At 66.8% G+C, this 13,331-nt stretch carries 14 protein-coding genes; 8 read left to right on the plus strand and 6 right to left on the minus strand.

What is annotated here, in order from left to right:
- Positions 1 to 18 precede the first annotated feature (18 nt).
- A complete protein-coding gene (locus AC4ELH_RS30715; protein WP_448447605.1) occupies positions 19 to 855 on the plus strand; it encodes a class I SAM-dependent methyltransferase in 837 nt (278 codons plus the stop codon).
- A gap of 6 nt (positions 856 to 861) precedes the next feature.
- Here AC4ELH_RS30715 and AC4ELH_RS30720 read toward each other — a convergent pair whose 3' ends face one another.
- Positions 862 to 2,415 carry a succinic semialdehyde dehydrogenase gene (locus tag AC4ELH_RS30720; RefSeq protein ID WP_448447603.1) on the minus strand — a complete coding sequence of 518 codons (1,554 nt, stop codon included), beginning with the start codon at positions 2,413 to 2,415 and terminating at the stop codon, positions 862 to 864.
- Positions 2,416 to 2,542: 127 nt separating this feature from the next.
- Here AC4ELH_RS30720 and AC4ELH_RS30725 point away from each other — a divergent pair, with 127 nt between their 5' ends.
- On the plus strand, positions 2,543 to 2,938 hold the full coding sequence (locus AC4ELH_RS30725; RefSeq protein WP_448447601.1) for a VOC family protein: 396 nt from the start codon (positions 2,543 to 2,545) through the stop codon (positions 2,936 to 2,938).
- Here AC4ELH_RS30725 and AC4ELH_RS30730 read toward each other — a convergent pair.
- Positions 2,875 to 3,600: a DUF6597 domain-containing transcriptional factor gene (locus AC4ELH_RS30730; RefSeq protein WP_498888551.1), complete on the minus strand. Its 726-nt coding sequence runs from the start codon at positions 3,598 to 3,600 to the stop codon at positions 2,875 to 2,877. The genes AC4ELH_RS30725 and AC4ELH_RS30730 overlap by 64 nt on opposite strands.
- Positions 3,601 to 3,642: 42 nt before the next feature.
- Here AC4ELH_RS30730 and AC4ELH_RS30735 point away from each other — a divergent pair, with 42 nt between their 5' ends.
- On the plus strand, positions 3,643 to 4,197 hold the full coding sequence (locus tag AC4ELH_RS30735; protein ID WP_064884609.1) for a TetR/AcrR family transcriptional regulator: 555 nt from the start codon (positions 3,643 to 3,645) through the stop codon (positions 4,195 to 4,197).
- Here the strand turns inward: AC4ELH_RS30735 and AC4ELH_RS30740 are convergent.
- Positions 4,183 to 5,157 (minus strand): NAD-dependent epimerase/dehydratase family protein, encoded by a 975-nt coding sequence (locus AC4ELH_RS30740; RefSeq protein WP_448447597.1) that lies wholly within the window; start codon positions 5,155 to 5,157, stop codon positions 4,183 to 4,185. The two genes, AC4ELH_RS30735 and AC4ELH_RS30740, sit on opposite strands and share 15 nt — an antisense overlap.
- Before the next feature lie 40 nt (positions 5,158 to 5,197).
- Here AC4ELH_RS30740 and AC4ELH_RS30745 point away from each other — a divergent pair, with 40 nt between their 5' ends.
- A complete protein-coding gene (locus AC4ELH_RS30745; RefSeq protein ID WP_061262997.1) occupies positions 5,198 to 6,364 on the plus strand; it encodes an NADH:flavin oxidoreductase in 1,167 nt (388 codons plus the stop codon).
- Here the strand turns inward: AC4ELH_RS30745 and fadD17 are convergent.
- The 3 genes from fadD17 to AC4ELH_RS30760 are packed head-to-tail and all read right to left on the minus strand — an operon-like array spanning position 6,361 to position 10,167.
- Entirely contained in the window at positions 6,361 to 7,872 is a 1,512-nt protein-coding gene (fadD17, locus tag AC4ELH_RS30750) for a long-chain-fatty-acid--CoA ligase FadD17 (protein WP_448447595.1), read from the minus strand. The two genes, AC4ELH_RS30745 and fadD17, sit on opposite strands and share 4 nt — an antisense overlap.
- Positions 7,873 to 7,874: 2 nt before the next feature.
- Positions 7,875 to 8,972: an acyl-CoA dehydrogenase family protein gene (locus AC4ELH_RS30755; protein ID WP_498888555.1), complete on the minus strand. Its 1,098-nt coding sequence runs from the start codon at positions 8,970 to 8,972 to the stop codon at positions 7,875 to 7,877.
- A 13-nt stretch (positions 8,973 to 8,985) separates the two neighbouring features.
- Positions 8,986 to 10,167, minus strand: coding sequence for an acyl-CoA dehydrogenase family protein (locus AC4ELH_RS30760; protein WP_065148027.1), 1,182 nt, complete (start codon positions 10,165 to 10,167; stop codon positions 8,986 to 8,988).
- A gap of 165 nt (positions 10,168 to 10,332) precedes the next feature.
- On the opposite strand from AC4ELH_RS30760, the gene AC4ELH_RS30765 reads away from it, so the two are divergent.
- The 4 genes from AC4ELH_RS30765 (at position 10,333) to AC4ELH_RS30780 (ending at position 13,329) form a co-directional block, all read left to right on the plus strand.
- On the plus strand, positions 10,333 to 10,524 hold the full coding sequence (locus AC4ELH_RS30765; protein WP_036391771.1) for a ferredoxin: 192 nt from the start codon (positions 10,333 to 10,335) through the stop codon (positions 10,522 to 10,524).
- Positions 10,525 to 10,536: 12 nt separating this feature from the next.
- Entirely contained in the window at positions 10,537 to 11,454 is a 918-nt protein-coding gene (locus AC4ELH_RS30770) for a 3-oxoacyl-ACP reductase (protein WP_064884620.1), read from the plus strand.
- Positions 11,455 to 11,725: 271 nt separating this feature from the next.
- Entirely contained in the window at positions 11,726 to 12,490 is a 765-nt protein-coding gene (locus AC4ELH_RS30775) for an MlaE family ABC transporter permease (protein WP_064884622.1), read from the plus strand.
- Entirely contained in the window at positions 12,487 to 13,329 is an 843-nt protein-coding gene (locus AC4ELH_RS30780; protein WP_064884624.1) for an ABC transporter permease, read from the plus strand. The genes AC4ELH_RS30775 and AC4ELH_RS30780 overlap by 4 nt, the downstream gene beginning before the upstream one ends.
- The last annotated feature ends 2 nt before the right edge of the window (positions 13,330 to 13,331 follow it).

The raw sequence follows: 13,331 nt of genomic DNA on the forward strand, positions 1-13,331 counted from the left end.
ATGGGTATGGTCGAGCTGGTGAACGTAGCGGACGCCCTGGCGGCGAACCGGGCCAACTGGGACGACCGGGCCGATGTGCATGTCCGGTCCGAGATGTATGACGTGGCAGGGTTTCTCGCCGATCCCACCGACATTTCCTGGGTGGTGCGGAACGACCTCGAGGTGCTCGCGCCGCACCTGCCGGAAATGGGCGTCAAAGACCGGTCACTGCTGCACTTGCAGTGCCACATCGGCACCGACACCATCTCCTGGGCGCGTCTGGGTGCCCGCGACGTGCACGGCGTCGACCTTTCGCCGAATTCGCTGCGGCACGCGGCCCGGATCGCCGAGGCCGATGGTCGTGACGTCACCTGGGTCGAGGGCGATGCGCGCTTCGCGTCGACGTTGATCCAGCGCCGCTTCGAGATCGTGGTGACCAGTACCGGAACCATCGTGTGGTTGCCCGAGCTGGTCAACTGGGCGCGGTCGATCCATGACCTGCTCGAGCCGGGCGGGGTGTTCATGATCCGCGACGACCATCCGATCCTGAGCGCCCTGGACTATGAGCCGTGGGACATCACCGACGACTACCTCAGTGGTGGGGGAGCCCGAACCTACGACGACGACGGGACGTACACCGAAGACTCGGCAGGGCAGATCCAACATGTGCGCAACCACGAATGGCGCCACGATCTGTCCGAAGTCGTGACGTCGTTGCTGCAAGCCGGGCTCGTCATCGAGGCCCTGGCCGAACTGCCTTACATGGACTGGCAGGCTTTCCCGGCTCTCGTGCCTTGCCCTCAGGGCTGGGCGCTACCGCCCGGGGCGCCGCGGATTCCGCTGAACTTCGCGGTCGTCGCGCGGCGTCCCGAATGAGGAGTTCTAGCGGCCGGGCAGCTTCTGCAGTGCCCTGATCATCGGGGTGAGCGCCTTCTGCCAGACGGTCTGCGAGATCCCCAGCGGCGGATCGAGATTGATCACCCGGGCCGTGGAGACGGTCTGAGACTCGGTGTACTTGAGGATCCCGTCGGCGCCGTGGCGGCGCCCGACGCCGGAGGCCTTCATGCCACCCATGGGGGCCGCGGTGCTGCCGAACGCCAGGGCGTAGCCCTCGTCGACGTTGACCGTGCCGGAATTGACCCGGGCCGCGATCGCCTCGCCCTCGGACTTCGATCCAGCCCAGACGCTGGCGTTCAGGCCGTACTCGGTGTCGTTGGCCTTCTCGACGGCCTCGTCGACCGAATCGACCGGGTAGATCGACACCAGCGGGCCGAATGTCTCGTTGCGCGCGCATTCCATCTCGTCGGTGACGCCGGTCAGCACGGTCGGCTCGAAGAACAGCGGGCCGATGTCGGGGCGCGCGTGGCCGCCGGCAACCACCTTGGCGCCCTTGGCTTTTGCGTCGTCGACATGGCCGGACACGGTCTTGATCTGGTCTTCGGAGATCAGACTGCCCATGTCGGCGGTGAAGTCGTAGGCCGCCGAGAGGTTCATGTTGCGCACCTGCTCGGCGAACTTGGCGGTGAACTCGTCGGCGACGTCCTTCTCGACGTAGATCCGTTCGATCGAGATGCACAGCTGACCGGCATTGGAGAAACAGGCGCGGGTGGCGGCCTTGGCGGCGACCTTGAGGTTGGCGCCCTTGGTGACGATCATCGGGTTCTTGCCGCCGAGCTCGGCAGAGAAGCCGATCAGCCGGCGGCCGCACTGCTCTGCCAGCGCCCGCCCGGTGGCCGTCGAACCGGTGAACATCATGTAGTCGCAGTTCTCGACGATCGCGGTGCCGACCACCGAACCCGGCCCCGGCACCACGGCGAACAGATCACGCGGCAAGCCGGCCTGATACAGCAGCTCGGCATTGGCCAGCGTGCAGTACGGGGTCTGGCTGTCGGGCTTGACCACCACCGCATTGCCGGCCAGCAGGGCCGGGATGGAATCCGAGATCGACAGGGTCATCGGGTAGTTCCACGGCGAGATGACGCCGATGACACCCTTGGGGTGGTGGTTGACCACGGTCTTGACGAACCCGGGCAGCAGACCCTGGACCCGCTTGGTCGAGAGCAACCGGGACGCCTCGCGGGCGTAGTAGCCCGCGTTCAGGATCATGTCGACGATCTCTTCCTGCGCGGCCGAGCGGGCCTTACCGGTCTCGGCCTGAGCCACGTCCATCAGGAAGTCACGATTCTCGGCGAGCAGCGCGCCGAAGCGCTTGATGATGGCGGCGCGTTCCTTGACCGGACGCTTGGCCCACTGGGCCTGTGCGGCCCGGGCTTTGGCGAAGGCGGCGGTGACATCGTCGGCGGTGCCGACCGGGATGGTGGTCAGTTCCTTGCCGGTGAAGACCTCGTCGATCGGCTTGGACTGCCGGGCTCCGACGTCGTCGATGGCGACGAGCGCGCGCAGGCGGGCGAAGTCGGCGGCGGACGGAGCAGGCATCGGGGACTCCCTACTGGCAAGTAACTAACAGTCAGGCTCAACCTACTCGGTACCGGCAGTCCGACAAAGGCCCACCTTGTCCGATCTGTTCACGACTGCGGGCGGTCCAGCGTCCTAACCTGCAGGTATGGCGTTGAACCTGAACTCGGCGGTCATCGAGATCGTCACGAGAGACCTGCCACGAGCCCTGGATTTCTACCGGCTGCTGGGCCTGGCGGTTCCCGAACCGGACGGGCCGCACGTCGAGGTGGCATTGCCCGGCGGAAACCGGCTCGCCTTCGACACCGAGGAGGTGATCGCCGGGATGCACCCCGGCTGGGCACCTCCAACCGCGCCCGGACGGGTGGCCCTGGCTTTCGGGGTTGATGCACCCGCCGACGTCGACGCGCTCTATGCGCGGCTCACCGGCGCGGGGTACCTCGGAACGCTCGAGCCGTTCGACGCGCCGTGGGGGCAGCGCTACGCGACCGTCGAAGACCCCGACGGGACCTCGGTGGACCTGTTCGCCGCACTGGATGACTGACGTAGTTGGTGCAATCCGACGCCCGCCAGCGCGCGGACCTCGCGGTACAGGTGGGGCTGGTCGGAATAGCCTGCCCGCATGGCGACCGCGCTTGAGCTCGCGCCGGTGCCGAGCAGCCCGACCGCGCGACGGAACCGGAGGACGCGGCGCACCGTCGCCGGCCCGTATCCGTAGACCGCGACGCACTGCCGCTGCAGCGTTCGGCTCGACCATCCGGCGTACCGCGCTGTCGCAGTGACCGATTCGCCGGCTGCCAGCCGGCGCGTGACGTCACGAAGCATCGGTAAGGGCCACGGCGTGGTCTCGGTGCGGGGCCGGTGCGATGCCAGCGCTTCGGTGAGCTCGTAGAGTGAACGGCCCTCGTCGATCCGGCAGAGTTCGCGTAGTTCGACCCGCGTATTGCGCAGCTCGTCGGCTGGGACGCCCAGTAGCCGCGGCAGGACTCCGGGACGAAACCGCAATCCCTGCACCGGATCCCGACTGCCTGCAGTGATGAACGCCGTGGTGTCGGGGCCGGCGACGATGATCGTGTCGTCCATCTGGATCAGGTCCATGCAGCCGTCGGGCAGAATCCGGCCGGGTTCTGCCGGGCCGGTGCGTACCCACCGGCATTCGACGAGTTCGCTCAGGCGTGGCGGCGGATCATGTTCGCGGTAGCCCACGTCGCCGACGCTACCCGTGCCGCCATGCGGTTGAATCGGGGAATGACCGGCCGACCACGCGACACGTCGATCGACGAGCGCGTGCTCGCGGTCACCCGCGAGTTGCTGGTCGAAGTGGGCTGGGACGACCTGAGCGTCCGGTTGGTGGCGGTACGGTCCGGGGTGGGCAGGTCCAGCCTGAACCGGCGCTGGGCGTCGAAGGCCGAGCTGGTGCTGCACGCGATCCTCGGCGAATCACCCGACATGTCACCGTTTTCCGGCACCGACCTGGCGGGCTGGATCGACTGGGTGGTGCGTGGCAGTCATCAGCTGTTCAGTCGCCCGGACGTGAGCGAGGCCGTGCCGGGGCTGCTGCTGGCCCTGAGGGAGAACGCCGCGTTGCGTAAGGCGTTGTGGGACGGGTTCAGCGGACCTGCGATCGAGATGTTCGCCGCCAGAGGATACGGGACCGAATCGGACGCGAAGGCTGTGCTTTCCATGGCGGCTGGGGCGGCGTTGTTCACGACCACGGTGGCGACCGACGACGATTCGCCCGAACTGCAGGAGCACCTGGTGCGCCTGCTCAGCCATGCCCTCGGGGTGTCACCGGCCGAATGACGCCAGCATGGCGGCCTGAGGTGAACGCCAGGCCTCGATATCGAGGTCGGTGAGCGTGCTCTTGTCGTCGGTCGGGGTGGCAGCGGTCAGCAGCGTCGCTGCCTCGTAGCTGATCCCGTCACCGAGCGGCAGTACCCCACCGACCAAATCGGACAACCAGCCGATACCGCGGAACAGTCCGCCCGGCACCGGAATCCGGCGGATCCTGTGTCCTCGGCCCTGCTCGAGCACATCGATCATCTCGTTGAACGACACCATCACACCGCCGCAGACATAGCGTCTGGGGCCGAGCCCCGACACCATCAGCCGCTCGTGGACGAGCGCGACGTCGCGCACGTCGATCATCTGCATGCCACCGGTCATCCGCGGTGCCACACCAGCCTTGGCGATCGGTGCCCAGCCGCGCTCGGTGACCCCGGCGGCGGTGAAGAACGCCGGGCCCACCACGCTCGACGGGTAGGTGACCACGACCGGGGCGCCGTCGTCCTGCAACCGTCGGGCCACCCGATCGGCATAGGCCTTGGTCTGGGCGTAGGGGCTGCGGCCCGGCGCGGGTGGGGTGTCGGCGGAGATCACCCCGTTGGGTGGTGGGAACAGTGAGCTGTAGCTGCTGACCGAGACGATGGGGTCGAGCCCGGCCTCGACGGCGCGGTTCAGCACGGCCTCGGTCGCGTGCGCGTTGATCTCCCACATCAGCTGTTCGCGGCGGCGGTCGGTGCCGACGATGCCTGCGGCGTGGATCAGAGCGTCGCAGCCCGAGAGCAGCTTCCCGACGGTTTCCCCGTCGCGGATATCGCCCTCCAGCACCGACATTTCGCCCATGGCGGCTAGGTGTCCGATCACCTCGTCGTCGCCGCAGCCCGGTGCGACCAGTAGGCGGATCCGATGCCCGGCGGCCAGCAGGCCCCGAACGGTGTGGGCCCCGAGATAGCCGGTGCCTCCGGTCACTGCGATGTGCATGATCCGTCTCCCGTTTGCCTGCTACGTTGTTTCGATGCCAATGGTATCGAAACCGTTCACGCCGATGCAGCTGGGGCCGTTGACCCTCAAGAACAGGTTCATCAAGGCCGCGACGTTCGAGGGAGTCATGCCGCGTGGCCAGGTCACCGATGACCTGATCGACTTCCACACCGAGGTGGCCCGCGGCGGCGCGGCGATGACCACGGTTGCCTACTGCGCGATCTCGCCGGGTGGCCGGGTGCATCGCGACACCGTCATCCTCAACACCGACGCGGTGCCTGCGCTGGGGCGACTGACCGACGCGGTGCACCGAGAGGGCGCACTGGTCTGCGCCCAGATCGGACACGCTGGTTTGGTCGCCAACACGCTGTCCAACCGCACACCCTCGCTCGCGCCGAGCACCAGGATCAGTGCGCCGGCAATGGGACTGGTGAAGGCGGCCACAACGGAACAGCTCGACACCGTGGTCGACCAATTCGGCACGGCCGCGCGCAACGCTGTCGAGGCGGGGTTCGACGCCGTCGAGATCCACATGGGTCACGGCTACCTGCTGAGCTCGTTCTTCAGCCCCGGCCTCAACAAACGCCACGACATCTACGGCGGCAGCACCGCCGGACGCGCAGAACTGGCCCGCCGCGTCGCCGAGCGGGTCCGCGGCGAGGTCGGCCATTCCGTCGCGGTGACCGCGAAATTCAACATGGATGACGGTGTGCGCCGCGGCTTCTGGCTCACCGACAGTCTGCCCACGGCGAAATTGCTGCAGGCCGACGGTCATCTGGACGCCCTGCAACTGACCGGTGGCAGCTCGCTGCAGAACCCGATGTACTACTTCCGGGGCGAGGTCCCGATCGACGAGTTCATCGCCTGCCAGCCGAAGGCGGTGGGGCTGGGTCTACGGGTACTCGGCTCGAGGCTGTTCAAGACCTATCCCTTCGAAGAGGCGTACTTCCTGCCGCTGGCTCGGCAGTTCCGCGCGGCACTGACCATGCCGTTGATCCTGCTGGGCGGCGTCAACGAGCTGGCCACCGTGCAGGCGGCCGTGGACGAGGGATTCGAGTTCGTCGCGATGGGTCGGGCACTGCTGCGAGATCCAGCCCTGGTCAACAGGTTTGCCGAGGGCTCGGCGACCGCGGGACTGTGTGTGCACTGCCAGAAATGCATGCCGACGGTGTACATCGGCGGCACCCGCTGCGTGGTGCGTGGCTAGCGGGAGATCGGCCAGACCGGGTCGGCGCAGTCGGTGCCCTCGGCCGTCAACTGCCGCTTGATCACCTTGAACGTCTCGGTGCGTGGCAGCGCATCGCCGATCCGCACATACGACGGCCACTGTTTGGGGCCCAGATCGGACTGCTCGGCCAGGAAGGCGCTGAACTTCTGCGGGTCGAACGGCGTGCCTGCCGTCAGCACCAGCGCAGCCATCACCTGATCACCCACATCGGGGTCGGGGATCGGATACACCGCCACCTCGGCGACATCGGGGTAGCGCAACAGGATTCGTTCGATCGGCGCGGTTCCCAGGTTCTCGCCGTCCACCCGCATCCAGTCGCCGAGCCGTCCGGCGAAGTGCGCATACCCGTCCTCGTCGAGGTAGGCCAGATCGCCCGTGTGGTAGACGCCGCCGGCCATGCGGTCCGCTTCGGCGTCGGGATCGTTGTAGTAGCCGCGGAACCAACCCGCGCCGGTCGGGTTTACCAACTCGCCGACCACCCCGGGCGGGCACGGTTCACCCGTGTCCACATCCACGATCGCCACCTGGTCGGTGAGTGGGCCCAGGGCGCCTTCGGGGGTGTCGGGCGTGCGGGCGATCGCGACACCGCCCTCGCTGGAACCGAACCCGTCGACCACCGTCACGCCGAATCGCTCGGCGAACCGGCTCAGGTCCCGCGGCGCACCCTCGTTGCCGTAGAGGATCCGCAACGGATTGTCCGCGTCGTCCGGCGCAGGTTCGGTGGCCAGGATGTAGGACAGCGGCTTGCCGACGTAGTTGGCATAGGTGGCACCGAAGCGCCGGATGTCCGGCATGAAACCGGATGCGGAGAACTTGCGCCGCAACGCAATCGACGCACCGGCCGCGGCGGCGACGGCCCAGCCCGCCATGATCGCGTTGGAGTGGAACAGCGGCATCGAGAGGTACACGGTGTCGGCCGGACCAAGCTCGAAGCGGTCGGCCAGCATCCGGCCCGGGAACGCCACCTTGTCGTGGGTGACCCGTACCGCCTTGGGATCCCCGCTGGTTCCCGAGGTGAAGATGAGCATGAAAAGGTCGTCGGCCGACAGATCGGCGAACGTCACCGGGGTGTCCCGATACGACGCGAGTTCGGCTGCCCAGTCTTCGGATTCGACGTCGATGAAATCCACCCCGGGCGGGACCGCGTCCGGATTGTCGGCCAGGACGAGCTGACAATCGGCCTTGGCGATGTCGCGGGCCAGCGCCTCGCCGCGGCGGGTCTGGTTGAGCCCGACGGGGACCAGCCCGTCCAGGCCCGCGGCCACCAGCAGGCTGGAGAAAAACGTGGTGTTGCCGAGCAGTGCCCCGACATGCGGGGGTTTGGAGGGGCCCAACCGGGCCCGCAGCGCCGCGGCCAGTTGTGCACCGGCGGCGATGTGGTCGGCCCAGCTGACGAACGAATCCTCTTGGTAGAGGCCACGGTCAGTGACCTGTGCCAGCGGGACCAGCAGCTCGGTGACCGTCGGGCCTGCGGTTGGACCCCCCATCCTTAGACCGGCGTGTCCGCGAGTTCGCGGCCGATGCGCAGCAACTGCCCGGTCGCCCCGCCGAGGTTGAACTCGGTCTGCTTGGCGGCCAGGAAGTACCGGTGCACCGGGTGGTCCATGTCGATACCGACACCGCCGTGCACGTGCACCGCGGTATGCGCGACGCGGTGGCCCGCCTCGGCAGCCCAGAACGCCGCACTGGCGACATCGATGTCGGCGGGCAGATCCTCGGACAGCCGCCACGCCGCCTGGGTCAGTGTCAGGCGCAGGCCCTTCACGTCGATGTAGCCGTCGGCCAGCCGTGACGAGACAGCTTGGAAGCTGCCGATCGGCCGGTCGAACTGCTCGCGCTCGCGGGCGTACTCGGAGGTGAGCTCCAGCGCGCGTTCCAGCACGCCGAGTTGGAACGCGGTGCGGGCCAACGCCGCATGCGTGGTCAGCCAATCGGCGACTTCGGCACCGCCGACGACGCGCGCGGCGTCCACCGTGGTGCCCTCGAGCTCCAGCAGGGCCACGCTGCCCTTGCCGGTGGTGCTGAGCAGGCTGACCGTCACACCGGGATCATCCCCGGACACCAGAAAAACGCTGACTCCGGAATCGGTTTCGGCCGGAACCAGGAACGCGTCGGCGATCGGCCCGTAGTGCACCTGGGTGCGGGTACCGGTGAGTTTGTATCCCGCGTCGTCAGCTTGAGCCTGTACCGGTCCCTGGCCCATTTCGCCGTCCAGGGCGACAGTGAGGATCTTGTTGCCGGACACCGCGGGCGCGGCCCACTGGGTGCGCAGTTCCTCGGATCCGAACGTGGCCAGCGCGCCCGCGCCCAGTACCACCGAGTCCACGTAGGGCACGGCAGCCAGCTGGCGGCCGAGCGCCGTCAGCACGGCGGTCTGCTCGAGCACGCCGAGACCACCGCCGCCCACCGATTCGGGAGCCGCCGCCGACAGCACATCGGCCTCGACCAGCTTGGCCCACAGATTGGCGTCGAACCGCTGCTCGAGCCCGTCGAGCTCACGCTGACGTTCGGGTGTGCACACCGATTCGGTGATCGTGCGCACCAGGCCACCCAGGTCGGTGGCCTCTTCGGTCGTCTTGAAATCCATTGGTGTGCCGTCCTTACCGGTTGACCCTGGGCAGGCCCAAAGCGACCATGCCGATGATGTCACGCTGAATCTCGTTGGTGCCGCCGCCGAAGGTCAGGATCAGCGCCGACCGGTGGAACCGCTCGATGCGGCCACGCAGGAGCGCGCCCTTGCTGTCCGGGCGCAGCGTGGCCGCCGTGCCCAGCACCTCCATCAGCAGGCGGTAGGCCTCGGTGGCCAGCTCGGTGCCGTACACCTTGGCCGCCGACGCATCCGCCGGAGAAGGAGCCTCGTCCTGGGCAGAGGCCAGCTCCCAGTTGATCAGCTTGAGCACCTCTGCCTTGGCGTGCACCCGGGCCAGGTTGAGCTGCACCCACTCCGAGTCGATGACCCGCTTGCCGTGCACGTCCTTGGTGTTCTGGGCCCACTCGCGGACCCCGTCCAGCGCGACGTAGATCGGCTGCGAAGAAACGAGAGCCACCCGCTCATGATTGAGCTGATTGGTCACCAGCTTCCAGCCGGCGTTCTCCTCGCCGACCAGGTTGGTGACCGGGATGCGCACGTCCTGGTAGTAGGTGGCGCTGGTATCCACACCCGACATGGTGTGCACCGGGGTCCAGGAGAAGCCCTCGGCCGTCGTCGGCATGATCAGCATCGAGATGCCGCGGTGCTTCTTGGCCTCGGGATTGGTGCGCACCGCGAGCCAGACGTAGTCGGCGTAGGCGATCAGCGACGTCCACATCTTCTGGCCGTTGACCACGTAGTCGTCACCGTCGCGGACGGCCGTGGTGCGCAGCGCCGCCAGGTCGGTGCCCGCGCCGGGCTCGGAGTAGCCGATGGAGAAGTGCAGCTCACCCGCGGCGATCTTGGGCAGGAAGAACTTCTTCTGCTCATCGGTGCCGAAGTGCATGATCGTCGGCGCGACGCTGTTGATCGTCAGGAACGGCACCGGCGCACCGGCGATCGCGGCCTCGTCGGTGAAGATCAGCGACTCCATGGGCGTACGCGCCTGGCCGCCGTACTCCTCGGGCCAGTTCAGCGTCAGCCAGCCGTCCTTGCCCATCTGCGCGACGGTCTCGCGGTAGATGTTGCCGCGTCCCATCTCGCCTTCGGACGAGCTGAGTGCCTCAACCCGTTCGGGTGTCATCAACTTGGAGAAGTACGCGCGCAACTCGCGGCGCAGCTCCTCCTGCTCGGGGGTGTAACCGATCCGCATTGCGCTGCATCCTCACTGCTTGATAGACCTGCGTTCTCACCTGGTTGTAACACGTTCTAGTCTTAGGATCCAGGCCGGTGCCTGACCGGTATCCGTCAGGTGTGGTCGTATTCTGTGGCTGCACGCACGCAGCCCCGTGTGCGCACACGTCGTGAGGAGGTCGCCATGCGAGTAGAAGTTGACCGTGACCGCTGTGAAGGTAATGCGGTCTGCGTGGGTATTGCCCCCGATTTGTTCGATCTTGACGACGACGACTATGCCGTGGTCAAGTCCGATCCGGTGCCTGCCGACCAGGAGGATCTGGCCGAGCAGTCCATCGCCGAATGCCCCCGTGCAGCCCTGATCCGAAAAGACTAGAGGTATTCATAAATGACCGACGACGCTCAGATCGATCTGTCCGGAAAAGTGGCCGTGGTCACCGGCGCTGCAGCGGGCCTGGGCCGCGCCGAAGCCATCGGCCTGGCCAAGGCCGGGGCGACCGTGGTGGTCAACGACATGGCCGCCGCGCTGGAGGGCTCTGACGTCCTCGACGAGATCGCTGCCGCCGGCGCCAAGGGCGTCGCGGTAGCCGGAGACATCAGTGCGCGCTCGACCGCCGATGAGCTGGTCGCGACCGCCGACGGGCTGGGTGGCCTGGGCATCGTCGTCAACAACGCGGGCATCACCCGCGACCGGATCCTGTTCAACATGAGCGACGAGGAGTGGGACGCGGTCATCGCCGTGCACCTGCGCGGCCACTTCCTGCTGACCCGCAATGCCGCCGTCTACTGGCGCAACAAGGCCAAGGCGGGGGACGGGACGGTCTACGGCCGGATCATCAACACCTCGTCGGAGGCCGGGCTGTCGGGCCCGGTCGGCCAGCCCAACTACGGCGCCGCCAAGGCGGGCATCACTGCCCTGACCGTGTCGGCCGCCCGGGCCCTGGAACGCTTCGGCGTGCGGGCCAACGCGATCGCGCCGCGGGCCCGCACCGCCATGACCGCAGGCGTCTTCGGCGACGCGCCCGACGGGGCCGAAGGGCAGATCGACCCGCTGTCGACCGACCATGTCGTCACGCTGGTACGTTTCCTGGCCGCTCCGGCCTCCGAAGCTGTGAACGCTCAGCTGTTCATCGTCTATGGTCCAACTGTCACGTTGGTCGCGCCGCCCACCGCCGAGAAGCACTTCACTGCAGACTCCGACGCCTGGAACGCCGCAGACCTCAGCGGGACACTGCACGACTACTTTGCTGATCGTGACCGGACGCGTGGATTCTCAGCCACCGAGCTGATGGCTTCACGAGACTGACAGTCTCGTTGGAGGTCGCTCAACGCAACTGAAACGTGTTTCAGTTGATAGTCGGCCTAACATGTCCTGAGCTGGGAAAACCGCTGTTGAAGCTAATATTTTGAATTCTTTGACAGTGCGAACATGTTCTAGTTAATATGATCCGGCTCACTAAGAGCGCACTAAGACCAAGGGGTGGGAGGGCAGCCACGACATGTGGCCGTCAATTTTTCGCTAACGCGAGTTTCCGCAAAATTTCCCCATCCGAAGTACCCCGAGAACGGAGCCCAGGTTGATCGAACAGCTTGCGGTTCCGGCCCGGGCCGTGGGCGGCTTCGTCGAGATGTCCTTGGACACCTTCGCCAAGATGTTCCGTCGACCGTTCCAGTTCAAAGAGTTCCTGGATCAAACCTGGATGATCGCCCGGGTCTCGCTCGTGCCGACCCTGCTGGTCGCCATCCCGTTCACGGTTCTGGTCGCGTTCACGCTCAACATTCTTCTTCGCGAGATCGGTGCGGCCGATCTGTCCGGCGCCGGCACCGCCTTCGGCACCATCACCCAGCTCGGCCCCGTCGTGACGGTGCTGGTGGTGGCCGGTGCAGGTGCCACCGCGATCTGCGCCGACCTCGGCGCCCGCACCATTCGCGAGGAGATCGACGCGATGCGGGTGCTGGGCATCGATCCGATCCAGCGCCTGGTGGTGCCCCGTGTGCTCGCGTCGATGTTCGTCGCGCTGCTGCTCAACGGTTTGGTGTGTGCGATCGGCATCGCCGGCGGCTATGCCTTCTCGGTATTTCTCCAGGGCGTGAACCCCGGAGCTTTCATCAACGGACTGACCGTGCTGACCGGGCTCGGCGAGCTCGTGCTGGCCGAGATCAAGGCACTGCTGTTCGGCGTGGTGGCCGGCCTGGTCGGCTGCTACCGCGGGTTGACCGTCAAAGGAGGCCCGAAGGGTGTCGGTAACGCAGTGAACGAAACGGTGGTCTACGCCTTCATCTGCCTGTTCGTGATCAACGTGATCATGACGGCTATCGGGGTTCGGGTGCTTGTCCGATGAGTTATGACGCCACCCTCCGCTTCCGGCGGCTGTTCCGGGGCGTGCCCAAGACCGTCGACAACATCGGCGAGCAGGCACTGTTCTACGGCGAGACGATGCGGTACCTGCCCAACGCGGTCAACCGCTACCGCAAGGAGACCATCCGCCTGGTAGCCGAGATGACCATGGGCGCAGGCGCGTTGGTGATGATCGGTGGCACCGTCGGTGTCGCGGCCTTCCTCACCCTGGCCTCGGGCGGTGTCATCGCGGTTCAGGGCTACTCGTCGCTGGGCAACATCGGCATCGAGGCCCTGACCGGCTTCCTCTCGGCATTCCTCAACGTGCGCATCGTGGCACCCGTGATCGCCGGCATCGCCCTGGCCGCCACGATCGGCGCAGGCGCCACCGCCCAGCTCGGCGCGATGCGGGTGGCCGAGGAGATCGACGCCGTCGAAGCGATGGCGGTCCACGCGGTGTCCTATCTGGTCTCCACCCGGTTGCTGGCCGGGCTGATCGCGATCGTTCCGCTGTACTCGCTGTCGGTACTCGCCGCATTCTTCGCAGCACGGTTCACCACCGTGTTCATCAACGGGCAGTCGGCCGGCCTGTACGACCACTACTTCAACACCTTCCTGATACCCAGCGACCTGCTGTGGTCCTTCCTCCAGGCGATCGTGATGGCCATCGCGGTGATGCTGGTGCACACCTATTACGGCTACAACGCCTCCGGCGGGCCGGTCGGCGTGGGTATCGCGGTCGGTCAGGCCGTGCGCACCTCCCTGATCGTGGTCGTCACGATCACCCTGTTCATCTCCCTGGCCGTCTACGGCGCGTCCGGCAACTTCAATCTCTCCGGGTAGGC

The organism is Mycobacterium shunyiense (assembly GCF_058270075.1).

Coding starts and splice junctions, on each gene's coding strand:
- AC4ELH_RS30745 (WP_061262997.1), top strand. CDS start 5,198: ATGGTATCGAAACCGTTCACGCCGATGCAGCTGGGGCCGTTGACCCTC.
- AC4ELH_RS30770 (WP_064884620.1), top strand. CDS start 10,537: ATGACCGACGACGCTCAGATCGATCTGTCCGGAAAAGTGGCCGTGGTC.
- AC4ELH_RS30765 (WP_036391771.1), top strand. CDS start 10,333: ATGCGAGTAGAAGTTGACCGTGACCGCTGTGAAGGTAATGCGGTCTGC.
- AC4ELH_RS30725 (WP_448447601.1), top strand. CDS start 2,543: ATGGCGTTGAACCTGAACTCGGCGGTCATCGAGATCGTCACGAGAGAC.
- AC4ELH_RS30720 (WP_448447603.1), bottom strand. CDS start 2,415: ATGCCTGCTCCGTCCGCCGCCGACTTCGCCCGCCTGCGCGCGCTCGTC.
- fadD17 (WP_448447595.1), bottom strand. CDS start 7,872: ATGGGGGGTCCAACCGCAGGCCCGACGGTCACCGAGCTGCTGGTCCCG.
- AC4ELH_RS30735 (WP_064884609.1), top strand. CDS start 3,643: ATGACCGGCCGACCACGCGACACGTCGATCGACGAGCGCGTGCTCGCG.
- AC4ELH_RS30740 (WP_448447597.1), bottom strand. CDS start 5,157: ATGCACATCGCAGTGACCGGAGGCACCGGCTATCTCGGGGCCCACACC.
- AC4ELH_RS30780 (WP_064884624.1), top strand. CDS start 12,487: ATGAGTTATGACGCCACCCTCCGCTTCCGGCGGCTGTTCCGGGGCGTG.
- AC4ELH_RS30755 (WP_498888555.1), bottom strand. CDS start 8,972: ATGGATTTCAAGACGACCGAAGAGGCCACCGACCTGGGTGGCCTGGTG.
- AC4ELH_RS30760 (WP_065148027.1), bottom strand. CDS start 10,167: ATGCGGATCGGTTACACCCCCGAGCAGGAGGAGCTGCGCCGCGAGTTG.